Below are 23,907 nucleotides of genomic sequence, written 5' to 3'. Positions count from 1 at the left end.
CACCACAGTGACACGCTTCCACGCATGGCACTAGCGGTTTTCGGACATGACCGTGAATGGGGGGGGTCAGTCAGTTGTCGAGTGAACGGCGAGATCCTCGGGGAGTGTCCCGCCCGAAGACGCCCACTGCAATCCACGAGATGGCCACCAGGGCACCGCCCAGGGCCGCATAGGCCTGGGAGGTGTCGAAGGCTGCGAAGCCCGCTCCGTAGAGGATGGTGATGACCAGAGCGAAGAAAGCCAGAGTTTGCCGTTTCATGACTTGAGTGTGTCAACCACGGGCGGAGGGCGCCACTGACTTTTGTCATGATCGGGATGGGTTTTCAGGTGAGGGCCACCCATTCAACTGTCACCGCCGGGGAGGGCGCAGCTCTTCTACTTCGCCGGCGGCAGCACGATATCGAAGCGAGCGCGGGCCCAATCCCGATCCAGTTCACGGCCGTCCGGGGTAGGTGTGTTTGCAGTTTGCTGTTCGAAGTCCTTGATCAGAGAAGGCTTCACCCCGAACACGCTGTCTCGTTTCAGGTACTCGCAGCCGTTGACAAAGATGTGAGTGACCAGAGTGTGCTTCTCCGGGGCGGACACCATGAAGTGCAGGTGTGAGGCGCGCATTGGGGAACGTCCCACCGCGTCGAGCATTTTACCGACCGGCCCGTCGTAGGGAATGGGGTAGGGGACAGGTGTCAGTCCCCAAAATCGGTATTCGCCGTTCTCGTCCGCGAACAAGTGGGCGCGGGTCGCAGTGCGGCCATCGTCGTACTGAACGTCGTAGAAACCGTCCTCATCACATTCCCACACCTCGATGCGAGCACCGGGCAGAGGGTTGCCATCGGTGTCTTTCACGGTTCCTTCGACCCAACACGGTTGACCCTTTGCCCCAAAGGCCATGTCACCGCCGTTGTCGATTTCCGGTGCGTCCTCCACGAAGAACGGTCCGAAGACGGTGGCCTCGGTAGCGTTCTCGTAGGCCTCATTGTTGATGGCAATGGTCTGCATGGACACACCCAGCACATCCGAGAGCAGCACGAATTCCTGTCGAGTACCCGTGGTGATGTGTCCGACATCCGTCAGGAATTTAATTCCGGCATTCCACTCGTCCTCGGTCAGGCGCACCTCGCGCGCGAAATCATGCAGGTGCTTGGTTAGCGACTGCATGATTTCTTTTAATCGCTCATTGGGAGAATCCTCAAAAGACTCCAGAGCAATATTTGTGACGAACTGTTCCCTTTCACTTTGTTTTTCGGTCACGCTGTTGTTCACCGTTTCACTCATGATTTCCTCCAGGGATTTCGCCGGACCACGCGTTGCGCAGCAGATTTGTCAGATTTTCTTCGGTCACGGGCGTGGGATTGTCTTTCGGAGCCACCCCCATAATGCGTTCCACGGCCTCGGCAATCCCGTCCTCGGGCATTCCAACATCCCGGAGGGCTCGCGGTGCATTGGTGGCCTCGCGCAGTGTCTCCAACGCCGATACCGCCGCTGGTGCCGACCCATCAGACGGGGCGTCGTCGAGTGCCTGGGAAATTCGACGAGCGATTTCAGAAACTGAAGGGGCATTGAAAGCAAGGACGTACGGCAGGACCGTGGCGTGGGTCTGGGCGTGGGGCAGGTCGAACGTACCGCCCAGAACGTGGCAGATCTTATGGTGGAGACCTGATCCCGCGGAAGCGAAAGAGACCGCTGAAAGATACGCACCGTACAGGCACAGGTCTCTTCCCCCAAGATCCTTCGGGTCGCTCACCACCTGCGGCAGGCCACGGGCGAGCGCGCGGATCCCTTCCAGCGCCATGGCCTGAGCAATAGGGTCCGTATTGGGGGCCCACATGGAATCAATACAGTGCGCCAACCCATTGAATCCGGAGGCGACGGACAACTCAACGGGCAGCGTCAACGTCAACGTGGAATCGTAGATCACAGTTTTAGGTAGAACGCGATCGTCCAAACCCGTTGACTTGGTTCGGTCTTCGGTCATGCCCCACATGCGTGTGGCTTCGGAACCGGCATACGTGGTGGGTACGGCAATGATCGGCAAACCAGAAGTGAGAGCAATAGCCTTTGCCAGACCCGTGGTGGAACCGCCACCCACACTGACGAGAACGTCTATCTTTGCATCCGCTGCCGCCCGGCGGGCTCGTTGAGCGTTCTCCACCGGAACGTGCTGGCGTACCTCGTTCCAGTTCAGAACCGTGTCAGTCTCACCCGCCACTTGCGCGGCGAGGTCAGATTCGAACTCCGAGGCGATCACCATGACGTTGGAGCACTCCAGGCGTTCCAGCTCGGCACGTAAATGTTCCGGCGCTTTGCCCGTGTCCAGGATGACTCGTTGGCCCAAGGTATCGTGAATGAACGATGTCATTTGGTTTCTCCTTTGGCGGTCAAATGCAACCTGGAAATCAGTGTGTTGACGGACTGCTGCAGGTGTTGGCTGTCCGTGGCCGAGGCGGCCACGTAGAAGTCGGGGCGTAATACCACGTACTTCACGCCCATGTCTCCCAGCCACGTGGTAAACACGCCGTCAACGTCGTGAATCTCTGCATCGCTGCCCACCGGGCCAATGTGAACGGCCTTGGCGTCCAGCCGCTCCAACGCCGCGCATTGCTGCTCGGTGAGTGCCTCCCACGGAGAGTGTTCCAGGCCGATCAAGATCCACCCGCGACCGACCACATCGTCGAATCGACCCCGTTTCCCCAACCCCTCGACAACGCCCTGGTGCGCCAGCTCCCCCACGTGAGCATCACCTTCCACGCCCAGTCCCGGGCCCAGAATGCCGATATCAGTGTTCACCGGAGTGCCATCGTAGTTCTCCATGTCCGCCAGCATGTGCTTGTCCCGCTCGGCGGCAGCCGCGGGGTCGGTAATGCAGATGACTTTGCCGAGTTCCATGGAGAACTCGACGTAGGACTTCACGTGTTCGCGACGCTCGGGACCGTAAGAATCCAAGAGCGCGTCTTCCGCGAGGCCACGAAGTACCAGATCCAAACGCCACCCCAACGCAATGGCGTCACGAACACCGGCGCACATGCCCTCACCGGCAAACGGCGGCATGAGGTGCGCGGCATCCCCGGCGATCAACGCACGTCCCCTACGCCATTCATCCGACCATCGAGCCTGGAAGCGATACACCGCGGATCGTTCGAGTTCGGCATTGTCCGGCGTGACGTCCCACGGTTCCAGGAGCTTCCAGGCGGATTCCAGACTGGCCAGTTCGGAAGGTTGCTCGCCCGGGAGCACCATGAATTCCCAGCGGCGTCGCCCGGGTCCGCCGGGAACGATGGTTGTGGGACGCGCTGGATCGCACAGCTGCCAGTGGGCAGGGGACCACTCGCGCTCGACCGTGGGCTTCATGTCCAGGATGAGCCAATCGAAGAAGTAGCCGTGGTCCTCGTAGGCCATTTCTTGGCTGTCGCGAACAATGCTGTTGGCGCCGTCGCAGCCAATAACGTACTTGGCCTTGATCCGAGTGCGTTGGGCACCGCCCTCGTCGTGGAGTTGGATGCCGTCAACGGTGGCCGAGTCGACATCTTGCGTCAGCTGGGTGACGCGCATTCCACGTAGGAGAGTCACTTGCTCGTACTGGGCTGCCATCGACCGCAGTCGCTCCTCAAGTTCCGGTTGGTAGAACCAGTAGCGCGTAGCCCACCCGGACGGGTTGTCACTGCCCCAGTCCACTTCCTGAAGGGTCTTACCGTCGGCGTTCTTCCAGTAGTAAATCTCGGGGTGGCGCTCCACGGCGTCGTCCTTGTCGGAATCAATGCCGAGAGTGGCCAAAATGCGGGCAATTTCGTGGTCGTAAGTGACAGCACGGGGTAGCTTGTAGGGCTCGCGCCACCGGTCCACCGCTACCACGCTGTGGCCGTTCTGCGCCAATTGCAGCGCAAGTAGTGCGCCCACGGGCCCGTATCCGACGATGGCGATGTCAGCTTCGTAGTCCGCAACCGTATCGGTGGTGGGCACCACCGGCATGGCCTTGGTCGGAGGAATGGTCATGAGGGCTCCTGTCAGAGACGTCAGATCAGCTGTGAACTGCATCTCATTATGAGGGTATGCTCAAGATTGATGCAAGCCTCAATATTGAATGTTGCTGAACCTGCTCACGTAGTCTGTAGGCATGAGTTCTGCCTCCTCTGACGCCCGGTTGGAAACGTCCGCGCCACTGCCGACGGAGGGGATGAATGGTGGTCGACAGTGGCGGCGACGGGCGCGAACCCGAGCAAAGCTGTTGGCAGCCGCGCGCAAGCTGGTGGCTGACCGGGGTTTGGCGGCCGTCACCATGGCTGATGTATCGGCCGCAGCGGAGCTGGCCGCCGGGACCATCTACAACTACTTTCCGTCTCTCGAAGATCTGTTGAGCACGCTGATAAAAGGGGAAATCGATTCCGTGGGCGACCGGTTGGACCGAGTGGCGGAGTTCACCAATGATCCGGCCGAGATCTACGCGGCATCCCTGCGATTACTCGTCCGTCACGCGCTCACCGATCCGCTGTGGGGCAGGATTTACGTGAAATTGGGTGTGGCCCATCCGATAGTTGTGGAAGTGCTCGGTCCGCGCTGTCGCCGCGACTTGGAGCGTGGCGTCAAGGCGGGGCGGTTGAACGTGGTGGACCTTGATCTGGCTGTCGTGTGCACGTTTGGGGCACAAGCGTCCGCGATCAATATGGTGAACTCAGGTGAGGGTCGAGAGGAGCTCGCCGAACACTTCGCCGAGAACATGCTCCGGATGGTGGGTGTCTCTGTGGAAGATGCCCGTGAGGTCGTGTCCCGACCCTTGCCAGGACTGGATTGACACGTGGACAACAGTCTTTGTGCCCCTCTACCGAGATTTCCTGTGGAGTCCTGCCAGGGAAGCACCCAGGACCCCGGCGGCGACGTCACTGAGGGTGTCGAGCGGTGGAATGTGGATGTCGGGGGTCACGAATAAGAACCCAATGAGCTCCATGAGTTCCCACACCGCGGCCAGCGCCAGGCCGGCAACTGTGCACATGAGAATGCGTCGGCGAGTGGGGAGGGTGCCCCGCCCCGGGGCGCGGCGGAGCACGTGATTCCAGACGATCAAGACCAGCACGTACGTGCAGATGAAGTGGATCAAAAGATCCCACCACGAGATTCTGCTGTAGAGCTGTTCCGCGGCACTCACCCCGGCAATCAGCACCACCACACTGGACACGCCCCGCGCGTACCCGTTTCGGAAGCAGAGAAAGGCCACCACTTGACCGAGCCCGGCCAGAAGTAGGACGGCAACGTCAACCCACCGCTCCTGAATTCCGTATAAGAGAGCGAAGGCCAGGGCGGAGAAGCACATGCTGGAGGCGACATATTCGCCTGCGGGGCGCCGCTCAGCCACGTGAGGCACTCCACCTGTCTCGCATTCGAACCCATGGTTTCTGGATCACCCAATTGGTGTGCATGGTGCTGTACGCCATGCGCAGCTGTCGCACGATCCGGGAGGGTGAGGCCGCTGCCCGCCAGGACACCAACATCACGTTGCGAGGATCCAACCGGATGGTCTGGTCCGGGCCCAGCTGGAAACTGAGGTCGTAGTCGTCATGGATGTCCGCCGACAAATGGACGCGGTCCCGAACCGAATGCCACCACGCAGCGGTCATAGCCATGTTGGACCCCCAGAGCGCCACATGCCCCAGGGCTAGTCCGGCCACGAGCCGGTACGTGTACGAGTACAAGGCCCCCGCCAATCTCCCTAGCGTGGGGTGTCGGGGTCCGAACCGAGCGATTCCCGACACTGCGACCACGTGGGTTGCGCCGGTGGAGGCGGCACAGCGCTCCATGGTTTCCATCATGCGTTCAACCCACTGCGTTGAGGGAATGCTGTCCGCGTCGCAGCGCAGGATCACGGGATGCCGAGCGGCGTCGTACCCGGAGCGAACGGCATATGCCACACCGGGGATGTCTTCGCGAAAACACGTGACCTCCGGGAATTCCCCGAGGACTGCAGCGATGTCATCCGTGGAGCCGTTATCCACCACGATGATTTGATCGGGAAGGCGGCTCTGCCGACTCAAGGCCCGCAGGCACCGATGCAGGTACCCGGAATCGTTGCGTGTGGGGATGACCACGCTGCACTTCATGAGTCTCCAAGCCAGGAAAAAGGGTCATATTGACTCTACGTGGGCTCCCTACGGGTTGTCCCGGCGAGGCCCGCGGCGTTCGCTCACTGCAGCACTATTCGGCCGCTGGCTTGACGCGCTCCCACGTCTCAATGGGTCCATCGACCACGGCGAAGAGCGGATGCGGCTCGGCAGTCATGGTGTCGTCCAGGTGCGTGTGACCCCACTCCGGGTCACGGCCCGCAACCTTGCTTTGCAGAAAGGCGAGTTCGTAATTGAGTTGCCCAGACGTCACATACATGATGTCCGGGTCGGCGGAACGAGCGCGTGAGATGCGTCCCCGGTCAAAGGAGTACCCGCGTCGATCTGCCTCGTCCGCAATGGCATGCAAATAATCCGCGATGGCCTGGAGCGGATCCGGGCGGTCACGGAAGCGCTCAAGCTGGGGATGGCGGGTATATCCCTTGGTCTCACCTCGCAGGACCTTTTGAGCCAGAAGGGTTTCCCGCCAGCCGGCGACCAACGCGCGCCGGTCCAGCAGTGCGGGATCCAATGACCAAAGTCTCATGACCCCATTGTGCCTCGTCGATCGTCCGCGCTTGTCCGCCGGTGCTTTGGGGGAAGCTCCAAGCGCCCTCGCGTATCATGGGCGCGTTCCTGAACCCCACACAAAGCGAATGCGTGATGTCCCTAGCTTCTGTCCTCCTGCCCGCCCAAGCAGCCGGTGGCGCTGAACTCGATGGACTTGCGGGGTGGGTGGTTCAAGTTATGGAGGCGATCGGAGCTCCGGGCGCCGGTTTGTTGGTAGCACTCGAAAACCTGTTCCCTCCGCTGCCCTCGGAGGTCATCCTTCCGCTGGCGGGGTTCACCGCGAGTCAGGGCAACTTCTCCCTGGCGGGGGCCATTTTCTGGACCACCCTGGGGTCGGTCGTCGGTGCCATTGCCCTGTACTGGATCGGTGCCGCGTTGGGCCGCCGTCGGCTGCGTGTGATTGTGGACAAGATGCCACTGGTTGACCTCGACGATCTGGATCGCACCGAAGCTTGGTTCGAGCGGCACGGTAAAGCCACCGTGTTCTTCGGCAGGATGGTCCCGATCTTCAGGTCATTGATTTCCATCCCCGCCGGCATCGAACGCATGTCTTTCCCGCTCTTCGTTGTCCTGAGTGCCGCGGGATCCCTGATCTGGAACACGATTTTCGTGGTTGCGGGGTACTTCCTCGGTGAGAATTGGCATATCGCGGAGCAGTACGCCGGCGTGTTCTCCCGCATCGTGGTTTTCGCCGTTCTGGCCTTCCTGATCTGGTGGGTTGTGCGTCGTGTGCGCCGCAACCGGAGAAGTCGAGCGGCGTAGCACTGAACTTATAGAGACCCAGGCCGAGCAGAGAGCGGGTGAATTCGTGAACCTCATGGGGATTCTTGGGGGCCTGGGTCTTTTCATGGTCGGCGCCTTCTATCTCATGGTCGCCAAACAGGGCGCGCTCGGACTGATTGGACGCAACGGTTCGATCGGGATTCGCACCAGAAAGACGCAGGTCTCCGACGTCGCCTGGGACGCCGCGCATCGTGCCGCAGCCCCGCTCGTGCGCACGGTGGGAATTGCGGCCGTCAATTTTGGAGCGGCGCTCGTGCTCTCGGGGTTCCTGTGGCAGCAAGAAAATCCGCCAGCCGTCACGATGATCATCTTTGCGTTGGGCTACGGCGCGGTTCTCGTGGGTTCTGTTCCCGTGGCGATCAGGGCAAATGCAGCTGCGGTCAGAGCGCATGCAACCCAGGACCAGTCAAACTTGTTCCGACACCGCTGATGCGACGTGCTGCGGAGTGCCCCCAAGACACTCCGCAGCAGCTAGGCATCCGAGGATGCCTAGACACGTCTGACTATATATAACACCGTTATTATGCTTCTGGCTAGTAGCATTACGGGGTGGCTAGACCCAAGAAGTTTGATGATGAAACCCGCGCCGCGCTGATCCGCGATGCTGCTGATCAAATCGTGACCGGCGGAGTCGAATCCGTATCATTGCGCCCACTGGCGGCCAAGCACGGTGTTTCTACTACGGCGATTTACACCATGTTCGGGAGCCGTGGTGCCCTTATTGGGGCTGTCATCCGTGAATCAGTGCGCAACTTCATCGAGTCCCAGGAAAGTGTCCCGGTCACCGGCGACCCACTGACTGACATCTTGGAGCTCGGCCGGGCTTACCGTGGCTGGGCCCTCACTTATCCAGCTCTTTACAACGTCATGATGGGCCGTGGCGGGAAACGCCCGAACATCAAATTCGAGAACTTCACCGAGGAACCTCCGCACGGGGTGTCCTCCAGGGCCGCTATCGATACTCTTCTTCGGCGCGTGGACGACTGCATGAAAGCGGGAGTGCTGGGGGATTTCCCGCTCAACGAAGTGGTTTATTCCATCTGGGCGGGTGTGCACGGCTGGGTCTCCATGGAGGTCACTCGGCCGGCTTTGGTGGGTCAGAGTGCGGATGAGGCGTTCGAATGTTACATGCTGTCCCTCGTTCGGGCGTGGCCCCCGGTGAAGTAATAGCTCCTCTGCACAATTACTTCATGGGCGGTGGCGGTGTTGGTGCGCCCTGCGGCGGCGGGATTTTCTTGTAGCTCCTGGTGGCGTTCATTGAACTCGGTGGTGTCACCGACATGGCCGGCTGGGTGGCGCGAGCCGGGGCAGGATCCCAACGCCCGTCAACCGCCTTCTTTTGGAACATAATGGCGAGTCCCAGAAGGACGAGGCCGATGAGTAGGACCACGATGACTCCGCCGACCGCACCCAAGTTGGCTGCTGAGCCGACAAGTATTCCGAACCAGCCGAAATCCGCGTCCCCGAACGTGGTGTTCTCGGAGCCGAACGTTCCAAGAACGGACAAAAGCAGGGCCGGCAGGAAAGTAATGATCAGCCCATTGACCAGACCACCTGCCATGGCACCGCGACGCCCGCCCGTGGCATTGCCGTAGACACCGGCCGCGCCGCCGGTGAAGAAGTGGGGCACCAATCCAGGCAGGATGAGGGCGATGCCGAACGCAGGGTTAAGCCAAACAGAGAGGACGGCAAGTCCGAGAAGTCCGCCGATGAAACTGAAAATGAAGCCCAACAGAACGGCGTTCTGCGCGTACGGAAAAACGATGGGCGCGTCCAAGGCGGGGATGGCGCCCGGCACGACCTTGGACGCGATGCCCTGGAAGGCGGGTACCAGTTCGCCCAAGATGGTTCGCACGCCGAAAAGAATGACGGCTACCGCCACACCGAACTGAAGTCCCTGCGTCGCCGACTGCATGATGTAGTTCCCCACACCGGTGGCACCGCCCGCAAAGGCGGTGAATGCTTCCTCCGTGCCGGCGCGCACCATGAACAGGATGGCCATGACGATGTACATGAGAGCCATGGACAAGGCAGTGGCGACCATGGAATCCCGCAAGAATCGCAGTCCCTCGGGGAGTTTCAAGTCCTCGGACGACGGGCTGTTCTTCCCCACCACGCGTCCCGCGGCGCCGGCTGCGATGTAACCGGCGGTTCCGAAGTGGCCGATGGCCACGCTGTCGTCGCCGGTAATCTTTCGCGTCCAGGGGTGCGCTAAGGCCGGCAGGGAAACCATCAGGATTCCCAGCAAGAGCGCGCCGAGGAGGACGGTCACGGTGCCGTTGTATCCCGCTGTCGCAAGGATGATCGTCAGCATGGTTGCCATGAAGAGCACGTGGTGACCGGTCAGGAAGACGTATCGAAGCGGCGTGAATCGGGCCAGAATGAGGCTGACCACGAAGCCCAGGATCATCAGCCAGGCGACCTGGGCACCGTATTGTTCTTGAGCAATTCCGGCTATGGCTTCGTTGGTGGGTATCACCCCTTGAGCCCCGGTGGCTCCTAGAATCATCTTCCCCAGCGGGTCCAAGGAGGCCACTACGAGCGTTGCGCCAGCACCAATGAGTAAGAAGCCAAGCGTCGCTTTGATGGCACCACCCACTACTTGGCCGGATGACTTGCGCAGGGCAATGAGTCCAACGGCTGTAATAATGCCGATAAGAAATGCGGGCACGGCCAGAATCTCATTGACCAGAAATTCCGCGGTGCTGACGAGCCAGTCCATGAGGGCTCTACCTTTGCGCTAGACGTCGTATGAATCGCGCAGGACAGCATCCAGTTCTGTCATGCTCGTGAAGTTCTCAATGACTTTAACCGGGATGCCGAGGTCTCCGAGGGTTCGTGCGATTTCCCCCGACGTGAGAATCAGATCCGCCTCTTTGGCTTTACCCTTGGCGGAGATCGTGTCGGTGGCTTCCACCGTGATGTAAGAACCCCACCCCCAGTGCTCCAGGACCTGCTCCAACGTGTTCTTGAGAAACAGACTGGTTCCCAGGCCATTGCCACACACGGTGAGAATCTTGTTGGTCGTGCTTTGGGCCTGTTGGTCGTGTGCGGCACCCGAATGCGTGATCGTCACATCATCTTTGATGTGGTGGGTGGCTTGTTGTGCCGTGGCACTTCCGCCGAGGATGTCGAGAATCTCTTCCGGCGTCGCGGCCTGATCCAGGGCCGTGCGCTTTTTCGGTGATCCCAGGACCTTGGCCAATTGCTGCATTGCGCGGGTGTGGGCGGAATCGTCATTCGCGGCCAATGCCACAACAAGAGTCACCGGGTCATTCTTGGCGTGGCCGAACTCGACCGGGGTATTCAGCCGCACCCAGGACATCGCGGTGCGGTGGACAGCCTCTGAGGGTCGAGCATGGGCAAAGGCGAATCCGGGAGCCACGACAATGTACGGCCCGTTCTGCTCAACGTTCTCAATCATCGACCGGGTGTACTGCTCGGAGCACGCTGCTGACTTCTCCAGGAGAGAACCGGCAAACCGGACGGCTTCGCGCCAATCCGCGGATTCGTGGTCCAGCGCTATGGCAGAGCTGTCCAGGAATTCAACGATTTCCGACATGTTGTCAGGCTAGCGCTCCGGGTTTCACCACAAAAGGATTCCGAGGCCGACCGCGCACCCAGGGTGACCGAGCGCCGTCGTGAAATACTCACGTTCATGAGTGCACAGGGCATGTTCAGATTCCGCGTGGCCGACCGTTTGGACGGAGTGGATTCCTCACCGGTGCGGGACCTGCTGGACGCGGTGTCCAAGGAGGGCGTCATCTCCTTTGCCGGCGGCGTGCCGGACCCCGAATACTTCGAGGTCCAGGACATCCGCGCGGCCTACGACTGGGTCTTCGCGAACCACGCCCAGCGCGCTCTGCAGTACGCATCCAGCGAGGGAGAATTCGAGCTTCGGGAGCAGGCCGCTGCCCGGATCAGCCGTTACCTCGAAACCACCCCCGAACAAATTCAGGTGACTACGGGATCCCAAGAGGGATTGTTCGTGGTCGCGCAGGCGCTCGTCAATCCGGGTGATGTGGTGCTGGTCGAACGCCCCACCTACCTGGCCGCGGTCCAGGCCTTCGAACTCAACGGTGCGCGACTAATCGGTGTGCCCACCGATGCGAACGGAGTGATTCCACACGAGCTGGAGAAGCTCATTGCGGAGCACTCACCCAAGTTCGTCTACCTGATTCCCTCGTTCCAGAACCCGTCCGGCGTGTGCATGTCGGTGGAGCGTCGCGCGGCGGTTGCCGATGTCCTGCTGCGTACCGGCGCCGCACTTGTGGAGGACGACCCGTACGGCGAATTGTGTTTCGACGGCGAGCCGCTGCCGCCCATCGCCTCCCACCCGGGCATGTCCGCGCAGACCATCCTGTTGAACTCGGTCTCCAAGGTCATTGCCCCGGGCGTGCGCATCGGGTGGATGCGCTCGGAAGGCCCCATCCAGTTCACGCTCACCGTGGCCAAACAGGCAATCGGGCTGCAGTCCCCGGTCCCGGACCAGCTGGCGGTCGCGCGCTACCTTGCCACCGCCGACGTCGAAGCCCACCTGGACAAGGTCCGTCCGGTCTACGCACTGCGCGCCAAGGCCATGTACCGGAGCCTGCAGCGCATTCTTCCCGACGGCGCCGAGGTCACCCAGCCCGACGGCGGCATGTTCCTGTGGGTCCGGCTGGGCCACGGAATCGACACCGCCCGCTTGCTGGAAATCGGGCTCGACGAGGGCGTGGCGTTCGTGCCCGGGGCATCGTTCTTCGCACACGATCCGGACCGCTCGACCATGCGCTTGTCGTTCGTGACCCACTCACCAGAGGTCATCGACCAGGGGCTCGATCGACTGGGCCGGGCGCTGGCCAAGTACTAGGGCTTGACCCTCACGCGACGTCAGGGCGCACAGTAGGGGTTGTGAGAGATGCTGAAGCCATGACGCACGGTCCCCAGGTCACCGAAAACCCGCCGGGAGACGAGCTGCTGACGGTGGGAGCGGCGTCGTCGTTGCTCGGCGTGAGCGTCAGGACGCTGCATCACTGGGACCATATCGGCCTGGTGAGCCCCAGCGGCCGCTCAAGCGCGGGATACCGCCTTTATTCGGCGGACGACGTCGCGCGGATCCACCGCGTGCTCGTCTACCGCGAGCTGGGGTTCTCGCTGACCGAGGTGGGCGAGATTCTGGACGATCCGTCCGTGAATGAGAGCGCACACCTCGAGAAGCAGCGTGCGCTGTTGGCCGAGCGCATCGATCACCTGCAGCAGATGGTCTGCGCAGTGGATCACATGATGGAGGCGCACGCCATGAACAGAAAACTGACTCCGCAGGAACAAAGCGAGATCTTCGGTCAGGACTGGAACCCCGAGTACCAACGGGAGGCCGAGGAACGCTGGGGCGACACCGACCAGTGGGAACAGTCGCAACAGCGGGCCGCCGGGATGTCCACGGAGGACTGGCAGCGGATCAAGGCGGACGGTGATCAGCTGAACCGGGACTTGGCCCAAGCGGCGCGGGACGGGATCGAGCCGGGGTCGGACCAGGCCAATCAGCTGGCCGAACGCCACCGCGAGTCCATTGCCCAGTTCTACGACTGCAGCCATGCGATGCAGGTGTGCTTGGCAACCATGTACACCCAGGATCCGCGGTTCACGGAGCACTACGAGACGCTCGAACCGGGACTGGCGGACTGGCTGTACCGCGCGGTGGCCGAGAATGCGCGGGCCCACGGCGTGGACCCGGACACCGCCACATGGGAGTGACCGCATCGCCCCGGGGACAGCGCGTGTGAGGGATGACGCGCTGTTCACGGGGCGGATCGGTAGCCAGCTGAGCAGTGTTCTCCGGCAAGATGGAGGGTGAAACCGCACCGGCGGCGGAAGTGCCCGCGCGTTTCGGTGTGCCGTGTCGAGAGGATCCCGCATGTCCGCCAAGCCGCTGCCCGTTCCCGAGTTGAACGCAACACTCGACCGTTTCCTGACCACGGTCCGTCCCCTGGTTGACGATGCCGCCTACGGGGAGACCGTCGAGGCCACCGAGTCCTTTCGTAAGCAGCACGGCCCCGATGTGCAGGCGGGCCTCGAGGAATTCGCCCGCGATCAGAACGCTGCGGGCAACAGCTGGTTGGCCGAGGACTGGCTCAGGGGTTACTTGATGACCCGCACCTCCCTGCCGCTGACCTCCAACGTGGGTTTCCAGATCACCGGCGACTTCGGCGCTCCGGGCCTGGGGCGGGCGGCAGAATTGGTGTACCGGGCGGCGTGGGTGCATTTGCAGCAGGTGCGCGGTGAGACACCTCAGGAGGTGGATCCGCGCGGCAACGACATCAGCATGGAACAGTGGCGCTGCCTGGAGGGCGGGCTGCGGCACCCGGCCAAAGAAATCGATGGGATCATCCGCCCGGAACTGTCCGCGGCCGAGCGCGAGATCGGCGTGATTCACCGTGGCCGCCTGCACGCGGTGCCTATCAGCGATGCGGATGGGCAGCCGCTGTCGCTGCGCACCGTGGCCGAATCCTTGCGTTCGGTCATCGACGGCGCCGAGGCCACCGCCGAGCCCGAGCCCCCGTTCGGCACACTGTCCTACCTGGGCAGCGAGAAGGCCGCGCCGTTGCTGGAAGAGCTGACCGAGAATCCCCACAACGCGGACATCTACGACCGGATCACCCGCATGATCTTCATGGTCAACGTGCTGGACGCTCAGGCGGAGGTCGTTGAGCACCTCGAGCGTTCGGCCTTCGAAGTGGGTCACGCGTGGGCCTACAAACCGCTGACCTACGAGGTGTGCCTGGCCGACGACTGGCTGGCCATTCACGTGGAGCACAGCACGGTGGACGGTGCCACCATCCTGGCCGCGGTGGCGCGGATGCAGGAGCTGGCCATTCCTGAGGAGCCGGTCGCCCCTGAGATCGCGGACCCGGAACCACTGACCTGGGAGCTGAGCAGTTCCCTACGCTCCACCCTGCTTGAGGAACTGACCGCCTACCGCCGCGAGGCCGCCCTGCACGGCGTCCACCGGGTGTTCGTGCCGCGGCCTCACAAGGCCGAACTTCCGTTCAGCATCAGCGACGACGCCGCTCAGCAACTGATCATGCTCTTCGCCCAGTGGGCCACGTACAACCGGGTGCGCAGCGTGTACGAGGCCGTGGACATGCGCGAATATCAGGCCGGCCGCACGGAGTGTCTGCGCCCGGTGACGTCTGAGGCGATGGAATTCGTTGCGGCGTTGCAGGCGGGGGAGGCGACCCTGGAACAGTTCCAGGCCGCTCTCGACGCCCACCGCGGGTGGATCAAGGCCTGCAAATCGGCGCACGGTATTGACCGTCATTTGCTGGGTTTGCAGTACGTGGCCGAGCGCAACGGTATGGACATGTGGTTTTTCCAGAACCCCGGCCTGCAAGTTATGCGGCGGGACTTCCTGTCCACCACGTCCATCGGTGGGCCGGAGCAGATCGTGCGCTACGCCTTTGCCCCCACCACACCCGAGGGCTTCGGCATGACCTACACGCGCCTGTCCGACGGATACGAGTTCTGCATCAACTACCGCCGGGACACCTCCGACGATCTGGAAGGGTTTGCGCGGAACCTCACGGTGGGTGCAGAGAAGTTGTGGGAGTTCGTGCAGCGGGCGGGTTAGGGCGCCCGACGTACTTGTTACGCGCGGTAGGCGGCCGCGGAAACACCCAGACGACGACATGAGTGAGGGACGGCAAACAACGATCAAGTTGTCGACCGCCCCTCACAAGAGATGCAGTGCGTGGTGAGTCAGGCCTGACGCAGTCCGGCCGCGGTATAGCGCGCGTAATCCTTCTGAGCATCGTTGGCGAGAATCTTCTGAACGTCGGCTGCAGCATCCTGAACAGCGGAAACCCATTCAAGGGCAGTCTGACCGTCAACGCCCTGAGGCAACTGGGCGATGCGGAGCACCAGCCCGGAGTTTGTCGGCTCATCACGGGTCGGATCGAAGACCGGGACTACGATCGAGGCCAGATCGATGCCTGTGTCCTCGGGGGACAAGGAGCCGCCGAAGAATTGACCGGACTGGGCAATGGTTGTGCGGACCGCCCGGTCCCGAGCGGGGGTCAGCTCACCGTCGGCCCATTCACCCAATGCCTCACCGAGCAAGGCGTATCCCGCAGGATCAGAATCCGTTCGAGAAATGGCGTATCCCTGGTGGCGTACTCGTTCGGCGGCGGCTCGGTACGAGGCAATGACGTCTTCGTCTTGCGGGAAGATCCGGGTGACCCACTGATCCACCTGGTCCGGGCTACACGCGACAGCGCCTTCTCCCAACGGCGGGATCAACGGGATGCGCACGCCAATGCGTTCGTTGGCATCCGTTTCGGTGCCGTACGAGGTGGCACCAATGGTCTGGTCGAGCGAACTGACCTGGACCAACGCGGCTGCTGTGCAATTGAACCGACGAGCTAGCGTATCCAGCTGGTGGCGAGATGCTTCCGCCACTCGAACGGCCGAGATGAGCGACTCGTCCACGTGAGCGCTCAATCCGGTTGTGGAGAAGCCACCATATCCACCCTGGAAGAAGAGCAGCGGGGTGACCGGGCGAACTACGGAAAGGTTGTCCACAGCAGTCAAGACGATGTAGTGATCCCCCGCTTCCACTTCTTGCTGGATTCTGCCGTGGATGTGGGCTACGGCGTCTTCGATCTGAGGCGCACCATTGGGGCCAATGGTCCAGCCGACTTTCGAGAATTTCTTGGGATCCTTGGACGCCAAAGTCCTGCAAGTCTGCAACTGATCGTGTGCGAACACGCTAATGCACACGCTCTCGGCTTGACGGAGCTTGGAATATGTTGCGGACGTGGTCATAGGCATGAATGAGACCAGGGGCGGATCGAGGGAGACCGAGCTGAAGGTACCTACGACCATGCCCACGGGGGCCTCGTCCACCATGCCAGTTACGACCACCACGCCGGTGGGGTAGTGGCCCATGACATCACGGAAATCTCGGGGTTCGAAAGTGGTGGATGTTGCTTCAGGGGCGGTAGTGGTGTTGTGGCTCACTGGTTCCTCCTCGTGCGGATGATGCGTCTGCCGAAGGTACGACAGATTATACTTCTACATCAAGAATATATTCGTGATGCAGATCATGCCACCCCTTCGGGCAATTAATGTGTGCTCAGTTCACCCGGTGGCGGTGGATGGAGCTTGGAGGGGGAGTCGGGTGCGTGGCTGACAAGGATTTTTGTTCTCTGTTGGACCCTCGACTCTGAGATTCAAAAAATCTTCTTGACTAAATTGTGCAAAATCCATTGACAGTGACAGGGATCACTCGCAGGATTGGTTACCAGCCCCACCGACCGTCTCAACACCGGAACTCGACCGGCCCAGAGACGGCGGAGAAGTCCTGGAGTGTTGAGACCTTGAGTCGATTGAGATCCGCCAGCCCACTGCTGTTGCTCTTCCTGCTGTTCATAGCGGCCTTCTTCGGATACCCGCTTCTGATGCTGGTCTACGGCGCTTTCCGTAGCGGCCAGCCCGGTTCCGCCGGTGAGTTCGGCCTGTCCGGATTCGTCACCGCCTACGGTGATCCGGCCTCGTGGTCCACTCTGCTGGCCTCGGTGCTGTTCGCGCTGGCCGTGCAGGTCATCGGCATCGTGGGCGGGTTCATCTTCGCGTGGTTCTCCACCCGCACCAACATGCCGGGCCACCAACTGATCACGCCCATCATGATCACGATCTTCGCGATCCCCGCCTTGTTCTTCGCCATCAGCTGGGGCATGCTGACCAGCCCCAACGGCCTGGTCACCCAGGCGATGGGAGTGGAACCCGGCGGTGAACGTTTCTTCGACGCCTACTCCTGGGGCGGTCTGATTCTGGTCAGCGGGCTCAAGACCATTTCGGTCATGTACCTCCTGCTCCTGGGCCCCGTGCGGGCGCTGAACCGTTCCATGGAGGAGGCCGCGCTGCTCTCGGGGGCCAGCCGAGTCCGGTTGTTCCTGGACATCAACATCCCCATCCTGCTGCCCACGCTCTCGGGGCTGGCGATCCTGGGCTTCGTGAACGCTCTGGGCCAGCTCGACGTCGCTCTGATCCTGGGTGTGCCCGCCGGCATATACGTGTTCCCCACCCAGATCTACAACTTCCTCTCCACCACGCCCATTAGGTACGACTCCGCCAGCGCGCTCGCCCTGTTGCTAATCGTGCTCATCTACTTGCTCGTGTGGATCCGCTCCAAGGCCATCGGCGATCGCAGCTACGTGACGGTGACCGGAAAGGCCTACCGCCGCGAGCGTGAGGACGCCGGTGCCTGGCGCTGGGTCGGACTGGCGCTCTTCGCGATCTACACCGCCATGGCCCTGATCATTCCCCTGATCCAGTTGATCATCGGTTCCTTCCAGCCCGTGCTGGGTGTCTCCGGCTTCACCACGCGCCATTACGCGAGTCTCTTCGACTCCACGGCAGTGATCCGCGCACTCGAGAACACGTTCCTGGTGGGCGTGCTCGGTGGGTTCATTGCGACCTCACTGGCCGTGTTGATCAGTTACGTGGCCCTTCGCAGCAAGAACAAGCTGGCCAAGATGCCCGAACTGATCGTGTGGGCCGTGGTGGCGGTGCCCGGAATCGTCTTGGCGTTGGCCATCACGTGGGCGTACCTGAGCGTTCTCGGACTGCGCAATCTCTACGGGTCCATCTGGATCGTGCTGATCGCCCTGGTGATCGTGGTGACGCCCATTGCGCAGCGAGCCACCAGCGGCCCCGTGGGTCAGCTGGGCGTGGAGCTCGAAGAAGCCGCGCGTGTCAGCGGTGCCTCGGGTGCCCGCATGATGGGCACCATCGTGGTTCCGCTGATCGGCCCCACCTTCATCGCCTCGTGGTTCATCACCGGCATCATGGCCGCCGGCTCCCTGGACATCCCCATCCTGTTGTCCACCTCACGCACCGAGACAGTGTCGCTGCTCGTCTACAACTACTACACCCAGCTCGGCAACGGTTCCCTTGCTGCCGCCCTCCTGCTGGTCCTACTCGGACTGCTTGCTCTCGGCGGCGTGGCCCTGATGATTCTCGGCGCGCTCTTCAAGAAGCGCCATGAGCGTCGCACACGGTTGCGCAACCAAATGGTGGAGCAAGCCCACGCCGAGTCCGCCCAGGAGGTCGCCGCCGACGCCGCCTCCGCCGATCCCGACCATGTCCCGGCCGCTGCCAACGCGGTCCGCACCCGATAGGAAAACCCGTGGCAAGAGTCAGTATTCAAGCACTTGAGAAGCGCTACTCGCCCAAGGCTGCGCCGGCGGTGCCGTCGTTGGACCTGGAGATCGAGGAGGGCGAGTTCCTGACCCTTCTGGGGCCGTCCGGTTGCGGCAAGACCACCACGCTGCGCTGCGTGGCGGGTCTGGAGCGACCCACCGGTGGACGTGTGTCCATCGGGGACCAGGTGGTGGACGAGCCTACTCAGGGCCGCCACGTTCCCCCGGAGAAGCGGGACATTGGCATGGTGTTCCAGAGCTACGCCCTGTGGCCCCACATGTCCGTGTCTACCAACGTGGGTTACCCGCTGCGCATGCGCAAGGTGGGCACCTCGGAGCGCGCCCGTCGCGTCAACGAGATGTTGGAGCTGGTCGGCCTGTCCGAGTACGCGAGCCGCAACGCCACCGACCTCTCCGGCGGCCAGCAGCAGCGGGTGGCTCTGGCGCGGGCCCTGGTTGCGAACCCCCGCCTGTTGTTGTTCGACGAGCCGCTGTCCAACCTGGACGCCCGCTTGCGCCAGGATATGCGCACCGAGCTGCGCGACATGCACCGCCGAGTGGGAACCACATCGATCTACGTGACTCACGACCAGGAGGAGGCGGTCTCGCTCTCCACGCGCATCGTGCTGTTGAACAAGGGCCGGGTCGAACAGGTGGGAACGCCGCGTGAGATCTACTGGCACCCGGTCTCGCATTTCGTGGCGGACTTCGTGGGCTATGACAACTTCTTGCGCGCCACGGTCATCTCGGCATCACCGTCGGGTATTTCGGTCCGTCTGGATGACACCGATGTCCGCCTGAACTGCCCCGCCAAGGAGGGGCTGTCGGAGGGTGACCGTGTGGAGATCGCCATGCGATCCGGCTCGGTGCTCATGGGGGAGCAGGCCAAGAACATGCCTAACAGCTTCATCGGCACCGTGGTGGACGTGGTCTACCTGGGTGACGAGTTCGAGTACATCCTCGAAGAAGGGCCCCACCGTTTCGCCGTCTCCATCCGCACCGCCGAGGTGGCCAATCTCTGGCCCAATGGTTCTCCTTCCAGGGGTGACCAGGTGGAAGCGGCCCTCCCCGTCGAGTCGCTGGCGGCTCTTTCTCTCGACAGCGCCTGATCTACCGCGTGGTTCGCAGCCACCGGCGGCGTTCCACACACTGCACACCCCTTCATCACCTGCCTGACACCAGGCAGTACCACGAAAGGTACTCACCATGAGATCCCGTAAGTTCATTGCCGGCCTCGGAATGGCCTCCCTGCTCGCCCTCACCGCCTGCGGCGGCGGTGGCGGGGCCACCGAAGGCGGGTTGGGCGAACGCGACGGCGTCGAGACCGAAGCCGGTCTGGGCGGCGGCGAGGCTGTGACCCAGTTCGAGGAGATGTACCAGACCGCGGTGGACGGTGGTCAGACCACCGTCAATGTGTACACCCCTCTCACCGCCACGTGGCCGGACGTTTTCGCAGCCTTCGAGGAGCGCTTCCCGGAGATCAACGTGGAGCCGCTGCAGATCGTGGGCGCCGAGCTGGACACCAAGGTCTCCCAGGAGCAGTCCTCTGGCCAGCGCATCGCGGACATGGTTATCACCGGCGACTCGGGTGCGGTGGCGCTGGCGGACCGTGACACCTTCCAGGAGTACCGCCCGTTCAATGCCCAGGACATCACCGAGGATCCACAGTTTTCCCTTGAGGAGGGCACGTTGACCTCAGTCTCCGCCTCGCCGCGCGGGTTCGTCTACGACACCCGCCAGGACGTCGGCGGTGCCCCCGAGAGCTGGGACGACCTACTCAGGCCTGAGCTCAAGGGGAAGATCACCATGACCGATCCCGCGACCGACGGCGGTGGCATGCAGTGGGGTGACCTGGTGCTCAACGACAGTGATCTGGGTGAGGGCTACCTCAAAGACCTGGCCGCCCAGGAGCCCGTTATCTCGTCCAACACCGCCGAGTGCCACAACGCCGTGGTGCAGGGCCGCGCCTACGTTTGCATCATGGGCGCCATGGGCAACTACCAGACCCTGACCCGTGACGGGGCCCCGGTGGAGATCACCTATCCCGTGGAGGGTGGCAACTGGGCCACGTATTGGTACGCCGGCGTGGTCAACGAAAGTGAGAACGCGGACGCCGCCAAGCTGTTGGCCGCGTGGCTGAACACCCCGGAGGCCAATGAGGTCAAGGCCGAGGCCGGTCACGGCCCCGTGACCAATGCCGAGGACGTCGAGTTGCCGTTCGAGAACCCGGCGGACGTGCCCCAGTTCGAGCGCCCCGATCTCGCGGATGTGACCGCTCGCCAGCGCGAGAGCCAGAAGACGCTGTCCAGTCTCTTCAGCTGATCATTCACCAGACGTGTGAACGTCAACAACTGACGATGGCCGCCGGGGAATCTCCGGCGGCCATCGCGCTGACCAAGGAGTCGCCATGCACGTAGTTACCCTGGGTACCTCCGGCGGACCGTTGTTGCGGCCCCGCCCCGCGAAGGGCTCGGCGGGGGCGGGGCACACCGGTGGTATTGCAACCGCCGTGGTCGTGGAAGACCGCTATTACCTGGTGGACGCGGGTCACGGTGTAGCCCACGCGCTGGTGAACGCGGGGCTGAAGATCACGGACCTGCGAGGTGTGTTCATCACGCATCACCACTCGGACCACACGATTGACCTGAATTCCCTCATGGTGCTCGGTGGACTCGCGTTCCGCGGCCGCGCGGACATCACCGTGCCCGTGATCGGTCCCGGAGATCGCGGCGAGATCCCCCCGGTCGGGTATCGGACCGAGCAGGCCGTGGCCCCGATCTTCGGGGACGAGCCCACGCCCGGGACGAGGCGGGCCGTGGAGCTGCTGCTGCGAGCCCACGCTACGGACCTCAACGATCGACGTCGTGATTCCCGCGCGCCGGACATCTCCGCGATTTTCGTCGGACGAGACATTGCCCTACCCGAGCGTGTGGGATTTCATCCGGACCGAAACAACCACCCTGAAATGGAGCCGTTCGAGGTTTTTCGTGACGAGCATGTGGTGGTTACGGCAACGCTGGTGCAGCACCAGCCCATGGCGCCGGCCTTTGCGTTCCGCTTCGACTCGGCCGAGGGATCCGTGACGGTGTCCGGGGACACGGCGCCCAGTCAGAACCTGGTGCGGTTGGCCACCGACTGCGATCTCCTGTTGCACGAGGCTATCGATCTGGACGCTGTGGCACGCAGTTACGGCGCTGTGCGAGCGGAGGACCTGGAAGCGAGCATGGGGCATCACCGCCGGGCGCACACAACCCCGCAAGACACGGGCAGGATCGCCAGGGAGGCCGGTGTGAAACGACTGGCGCTGCATCACCTAGTGCCGGCGGGTAGTCCGGAAAGCGGGTGGCGGCAAGCGGAGACCACCTATCCCGGCCCCGTGTTGATTCCCCGGGACCTTGAGGTCATTGCCCTCAGTCAACGGTGAAAGTCAACGAACTGCATCATAGAATGCATTATGCGTTGACCTATACAGAATGATGGCATTATTCTAGTGTCAATGTGATCTGAGTAACTCAGGGATCGTGGGGTCGCGGTTCGGGCGGTGAACCAAGGCCCGACAACGCATACCAAATGCACACGGACCAGACCACGGGAAATCGTGGCCTAATTCAACGAGGAGGCTCGGTGGAGAGCGAATCGCGCAGTCGGAACGGTGCTCAAGAGCATCAACAGGTGATCGTGGTGGGCGCAGGCCCGATCGGCCTCACCGCAGCACTGTGGCTGGCAGATGCGGGGATCCACACCACCGTGGTGGAGAAGGCCACGGAGCCGGGGGATCAGCCGCGCGCCATCAGCCTCCAGGACGAGTCCTTCCGCACGTTCGATCGCCTTGGGATCGCGGACGCCCTCAAAGCGGAATCCTTGCTGGACACCGGAAGCCGCTACCTGGGCCTGGGCGGCACTTTGTTGGCAGAGGCCAAGCCGGTCCCGTCCAGGATCGGCCACCCCGCCAAGACGCAGTTCGACCAGCCCATCCTCGAGCAGCTGCTTTTCGACCGCGCCGTGCAGCACACTCACTTGAACTTCATGCTGGGTACCGAGGCGATCGGTCTGAGCCAGGACACGGATGGCGTGACTCTCGAGGTCTCCTCTTCCGATGGCACTCGAACGTTGTCCGCACCCTGGTTGATCGGAGCGGACGGTGGCCGCAGCTTTACCCGTTCGGCCCTGGGCATCAAGCTGGAAGGCACCACCCAGCCCCAGCGCTGGATCGTGATCGACCTGCTCAACGAACAGGTTGAGCGCGATCCCTTTGCGGAGTTCCACTGCGACGGCAAGCGCCCCTACGTGCTGGTCCCGGGAATCAACGGTCGATTGCGACTGGAATACATGCTCTTCGACAATGAAGATGCTGACGCGATGACCACCCCGGACAAGATCCGTGAGCTGGTTCGGGCGTTCCGTACCGAGCTTGCTGACGAGGACGTCCGCCGCGCGGCCGTTTACGTCGCTCACCAGCGCATTGCCGAGAACTATCGATCGGGGCGAGCCTTCTTGGTGGGTGATGCCGCCCATCTCATGCCTCCGTTCGCCGGACAGGGACTCAACGCCGGTATCCGTGATGCGGGAAATATCGCCTGGAAGCTCATAGATGCCATCAAGGGTGGGGCTACGGATCGTCTGCTGAATTCGTACAACACTGAGCGTCGAACTCACGGTGCCCAGATGGTCAAGGTGTCTCAGCGCATCGGTGCGGTGGTCATGGCCACCCACCCGGTGGGCACCCGCGTGCGCGACAAACTGGTCCGGCTGCTGCGCAAGGCGCCGGCCGTCCACAACTACCTGGCGAATATGCGGTTCATCAGTCCACCCGACTATTCCGACGGTGTGGCGGCGCCACTCGAGGGGGGCTCGCCCCTTCCCGAGGTCCCGGTGGGTCGCGCCCTGAGTCAGCCGCAGGTGCGGCCTCTCAAGAAAGACCTGATTCATTCCGCTGCGACCGGGTTGGACGACTACCTGGGGCCCGGGTGGGCCGTGATCGGTATCGGTGCGGAGGCGGAGCCGGAGAACCTGTCGCCGTACTTCACCGCTCTCGGGGCCGCCCGTGTACACCTGCACGGTTCCACGGAATCGGCTGCGCCGCGGGGCGGGCAGAACGTGACCCACGTGGTGGAGACGGAACCATCACTTACCCGCGGCCACCACGGTGAGCCTGTGTACGTCCTGGTCCGCCCGGACCGCTACGTGGCTGCCGTCTTCACCGCTGCTCAGCAGGCCGAGGTGGTGGATCACTTGCGTACCTTCATCGACGACCGATCCCGCAGCGCGCGCGGCAAGACCGCCTGACCCGG

Annotated in this window: 22 protein-coding genes; 12 read left to right on the top strand and 10 right to left on the bottom strand. The window is 62.6% G+C overall.

All coding sequences use genetic code 11. The features are described 5' to 3' along the window. Window positions 1-70: 70 nt before the first annotated feature. From AC3ENJ_RS10625 to mhpA, 4 genes are all read right to left on the bottom strand, one after another. Complete coding sequence (locus AC3ENJ_RS10625) at window positions 71-259, bottom strand: hypothetical protein (RefSeq protein ID WP_190782172.1); 189 nt, start codon at window positions 257-259, stop codon at window positions 71-73. Between the two features lie 116 nt (window positions 260-375). Further along, a complete protein-coding gene (locus AC3ENJ_RS10620) occupies window positions 376-1,272 on the bottom strand; it encodes an intradiol ring-cleavage dioxygenase (protein WP_431814018.1) in 897 nt (298 codons plus the stop codon). Further along, a complete protein-coding gene (locus AC3ENJ_RS10615; RefSeq protein ID WP_431814017.1) occupies window positions 1,265-2,356 on the bottom strand; it encodes a maleylacetate reductase in 1,092 nt (363 codons plus the stop codon). Before AC3ENJ_RS10615 ends, AC3ENJ_RS10620 begins: the two co-directional genes overlap by 8 nt. Next, window positions 2,353-3,987: a bifunctional 3-(3-hydroxy-phenyl)propionate/3-hydroxycinnamic acid hydroxylase MhpA gene (gene mhpA, locus AC3ENJ_RS10610; RefSeq protein WP_431814016.1), complete on the bottom strand. Its 1,635-nt coding sequence runs from the start codon at window positions 3,985-3,987 to the stop codon at window positions 2,353-2,355. Before mhpA ends, AC3ENJ_RS10615 begins: the two co-directional genes overlap by 4 nt. A 121-nt stretch (window positions 3,988-4,108) precedes the next feature. On the opposite strand from mhpA, the gene AC3ENJ_RS10605 reads away from it, so the two are divergent. Further along, the gene (locus AC3ENJ_RS10605; protein ID WP_431814015.1) at window positions 4,109-4,783 is read left to right on the top strand and encodes a TetR/AcrR family transcriptional regulator; all 675 of its coding nucleotides are present in this window, start codon (window positions 4,109-4,111) and stop codon (window positions 4,781-4,783) included. A 27-nt stretch (window positions 4,784-4,810) separates the two neighbouring features. On the opposite strand, the gene AC3ENJ_RS10600 is transcribed toward AC3ENJ_RS10605, so the two are convergent. From AC3ENJ_RS10600 to AC3ENJ_RS10590, 3 genes are all read right to left on the bottom strand, one after another. Continuing rightward, window positions 4,811-5,341, bottom strand: coding sequence for a DUF2238 domain-containing protein (locus AC3ENJ_RS10600; protein ID WP_190782176.1), 531 nt, complete (start codon window positions 5,339-5,341; stop codon window positions 4,811-4,813). Then, complete coding sequence (locus AC3ENJ_RS10595; RefSeq protein ID WP_190782177.1) at window positions 5,334-6,083, bottom strand: glycosyltransferase family A protein; 750 nt, start codon at window positions 6,081-6,083, stop codon at window positions 5,334-5,336. The genes AC3ENJ_RS10600 and AC3ENJ_RS10595 overlap by 8 nt, the downstream gene beginning before the upstream one ends. Window positions 6,084-6,177: 94 nt before the next feature. Then, complete coding sequence (locus AC3ENJ_RS10590; RefSeq protein WP_190807862.1) at window positions 6,178-6,630, bottom strand: pyrimidine dimer DNA glycosylase/endonuclease V; 453 nt, start codon at window positions 6,628-6,630, stop codon at window positions 6,178-6,180. A 116-nt stretch (window positions 6,631-6,746) separates the two neighbouring features. On the opposite strand from AC3ENJ_RS10590, the gene AC3ENJ_RS10585 reads away from it, so the two are divergent. The 3 genes from AC3ENJ_RS10585 to AC3ENJ_RS10575 all read left to right on the top strand — a co-directional run bounded on the left by AC3ENJ_RS10585 (window position 6,747) and on the right by AC3ENJ_RS10575 (window position 8,603). Further along, entirely contained in the window at window positions 6,747-7,415 is a 669-nt protein-coding gene (locus tag AC3ENJ_RS10585; RefSeq protein WP_190782179.1) for a DedA family protein, read from the top strand. Window positions 7,416-7,470: 55 nt separating this feature from the next. After that, window positions 7,471-7,866, top strand: a complete 396-nt coding sequence (locus AC3ENJ_RS10580) for an SdpI family protein (RefSeq protein WP_431814080.1) — start codon at window positions 7,471-7,473, stop codon at window positions 7,864-7,866. Between the two features lie 119 nt (window positions 7,867-7,985). Then, window positions 7,986-8,603 (top strand): TetR/AcrR family transcriptional regulator, encoded by a 618-nt coding sequence (locus tag AC3ENJ_RS10575; protein ID WP_431814014.1) that lies wholly within the window; start codon window positions 7,986-7,988, stop codon window positions 8,601-8,603. A gap of 16 nt (window positions 8,604-8,619) precedes the next feature. Here AC3ENJ_RS10575 and ulaA read toward each other — a convergent pair whose 3' ends face one another. Then, window positions 8,620-10,158 carry a PTS ascorbate transporter subunit IIC gene (ulaA, locus tag AC3ENJ_RS10570; RefSeq protein ID WP_431814013.1) on the bottom strand — a complete coding sequence of 513 codons (1,539 nt, stop codon included), beginning with the start codon at window positions 10,156-10,158 and terminating at the stop codon, window positions 8,620-8,622. A gap of 18 nt (window positions 10,159-10,176) precedes the next feature. Beyond that, window positions 10,177-10,998: a PTS sugar transporter subunit IIAB gene (locus AC3ENJ_RS10565; RefSeq protein WP_431814012.1), complete on the bottom strand. Its 822-nt coding sequence runs from the start codon at window positions 10,996-10,998 to the stop codon at window positions 10,177-10,179. Window positions 10,999-11,094: 96 nt separating this feature from the next. Between AC3ENJ_RS10565 and AC3ENJ_RS10560 the strand changes: the two genes are divergently transcribed. The 3 genes from AC3ENJ_RS10560 to AC3ENJ_RS10550 all read left to right on the top strand — a co-directional run bounded on the left by AC3ENJ_RS10560 (window position 11,095) and on the right by AC3ENJ_RS10550 (window position 15,045). Beyond that, window positions 11,095-12,288, top strand: coding sequence for an aminotransferase-like domain-containing protein (locus tag AC3ENJ_RS10560; RefSeq protein ID WP_190807857.1), 1,194 nt, complete (start codon window positions 11,095-11,097; stop codon window positions 12,286-12,288). A gap of 41 nt (window positions 12,289-12,329) precedes the next feature. Beyond that, the gene (locus tag AC3ENJ_RS10555; protein ID WP_431814011.1) at window positions 12,330-13,172 is read left to right on the top strand and encodes a MerR family transcriptional regulator; all 843 of its coding nucleotides are present in this window, start codon (window positions 12,330-12,332) and stop codon (window positions 13,170-13,172) included. 160 nt (window positions 13,173-13,332) lie between these two features. Continuing rightward, entirely contained in the window at window positions 13,333-15,045 is a 1,713-nt protein-coding gene (locus tag AC3ENJ_RS10550; RefSeq protein ID WP_431814010.1) for a choline/carnitine O-acyltransferase, read from the top strand. A 128-nt stretch (window positions 15,046-15,173) separates the two neighbouring features. Here AC3ENJ_RS10550 and AC3ENJ_RS10545 read toward each other — a convergent pair whose 3' ends face one another. Beyond that, window positions 15,174-16,433: a flavin reductase family protein gene (locus AC3ENJ_RS10545; RefSeq protein ID WP_431814009.1), complete on the bottom strand. Its 1,260-nt coding sequence runs from the start codon at window positions 16,431-16,433 to the stop codon at window positions 15,174-15,176. A gap of 359 nt (window positions 16,434-16,792) precedes the next feature. Here AC3ENJ_RS10545 and AC3ENJ_RS10540 point away from each other — a divergent pair, with 359 nt between their 5' ends. From AC3ENJ_RS10540 to AC3ENJ_RS10520, 5 genes are all read left to right on the top strand, one after another. After that, a complete protein-coding gene (locus AC3ENJ_RS10540) occupies window positions 16,793-18,595 on the top strand; it encodes an ABC transporter permease (RefSeq protein WP_431814008.1) in 1,803 nt (600 codons plus the stop codon). A gap of 8 nt (window positions 18,596-18,603) precedes the next feature. Next, the gene (locus AC3ENJ_RS10535) at window positions 18,604-19,725 is read left to right on the top strand and encodes an ABC transporter ATP-binding protein (protein WP_431814007.1); all 1,122 of its coding nucleotides are present in this window, start codon (window positions 18,604-18,606) and stop codon (window positions 19,723-19,725) included. A gap of 97 nt (window positions 19,726-19,822) precedes the next feature. After that, window positions 19,823-20,938: an ABC transporter substrate-binding protein gene (locus AC3ENJ_RS10530; RefSeq protein ID WP_431814006.1), complete on the top strand. Its 1,116-nt coding sequence runs from the start codon at window positions 19,823-19,825 to the stop codon at window positions 20,936-20,938. Window positions 20,939-21,023: 85 nt separating this feature from the next. Continuing rightward, window positions 21,024-22,040, top strand: coding sequence for an MBL fold metallo-hydrolase (locus AC3ENJ_RS10525; RefSeq protein WP_431814005.1), 1,017 nt, complete (start codon window positions 21,024-21,026; stop codon window positions 22,038-22,040). A 200-nt stretch (window positions 22,041-22,240) separates the two neighbouring features. Next, window positions 22,241-23,902 (top strand): FAD-dependent monooxygenase, encoded by a 1,662-nt coding sequence (locus AC3ENJ_RS10520; RefSeq protein ID WP_431814004.1) that lies wholly within the window; start codon window positions 22,241-22,243, stop codon window positions 23,900-23,902. The last annotated feature ends 5 nt before the right edge of the window (window positions 23,903-23,907 follow it).

This window comes from Kocuria sp. cx-455 (genome assembly GCF_057707085.1).
Note: the sequence above shows the minus strand (reverse complement) of the source record. Positions and strands in the feature narration are given on the sequence as shown.

Bases quoted from the DNA above. Each gene is read 5' to 3' on its own strand.
- AC3ENJ_RS10560 (WP_190807857.1), top strand. From the start codon at position 11,095: ATGAGTGCACAGGGCATGTTCAGATTCCGCGTGGCCGACCGTTTGGAC.
- AC3ENJ_RS10620 (WP_431814018.1), bottom strand. From the start codon at position 1,272: ATGAGTGAAACGGTGAACAACAGCGTGACCGAAAAACAAAGTGAAAGG.
- AC3ENJ_RS10625 (WP_190782172.1), bottom strand. From the start codon at position 259: ATGAAACGGCAAACTCTGGCTTTCTTCGCTCTGGTCATCACCATCCTC.
- ulaA (WP_431814013.1), bottom strand. From the start codon at position 10,158: ATGGACTGGCTCGTCAGCACCGCGGAATTTCTGGTCAATGAGATTCTG.
- AC3ENJ_RS10530 (WP_431814006.1), top strand. From the start codon at position 19,823: ATGAGATCCCGTAAGTTCATTGCCGGCCTCGGAATGGCCTCCCTGCTC.
- AC3ENJ_RS10585 (WP_190782179.1), top strand. From the start codon at position 6,747: ATGTCCCTAGCTTCTGTCCTCCTGCCCGCCCAAGCAGCCGGTGGCGCT.
- AC3ENJ_RS10565 (WP_431814012.1), bottom strand. From the start codon at position 10,998: ATGTCGGAAATCGTTGAATTCCTGGACAGCTCTGCCATAGCGCTGGAC.
- AC3ENJ_RS10525 (WP_431814005.1), top strand. From the start codon at position 21,024: ATGCACGTAGTTACCCTGGGTACCTCCGGCGGACCGTTGTTGCGGCCC.
- AC3ENJ_RS10605 (WP_431814015.1), top strand. From the start codon at position 4,109: ATGAGTTCTGCCTCCTCTGACGCCCGGTTGGAAACGTCCGCGCCACTG.
- AC3ENJ_RS10580 (WP_431814080.1), top strand. From the start codon at position 7,471: ATGGGGATTCTTGGGGGCCTGGGTCTTTTCATGGTCGGCGCCTTCTAT.
- AC3ENJ_RS10590 (WP_190807862.1), bottom strand. From the start codon at position 6,630: ATGAGACTTTGGTCATTGGATCCCGCACTGCTGGACCGGCGCGCGTTG.
- AC3ENJ_RS10550 (WP_431814010.1), top strand. From the start codon at position 13,333: ATGTCCGCCAAGCCGCTGCCCGTTCCCGAGTTGAACGCAACACTCGAC.
- AC3ENJ_RS10615 (WP_431814017.1), bottom strand. From the start codon at position 2,356: ATGACATCGTTCATTCACGATACCTTGGGCCAACGAGTCATCCTGGAC.
- mhpA (WP_431814016.1), bottom strand. From the start codon at position 3,987: ATGACCATTCCTCCGACCAAGGCCATGCCGGTGGTGCCCACCACCGAT.
- AC3ENJ_RS10595 (WP_190782177.1), bottom strand. From the start codon at position 6,083: ATGAAGTGCAGCGTGGTCATCCCCACACGCAACGATTCCGGGTACCTG.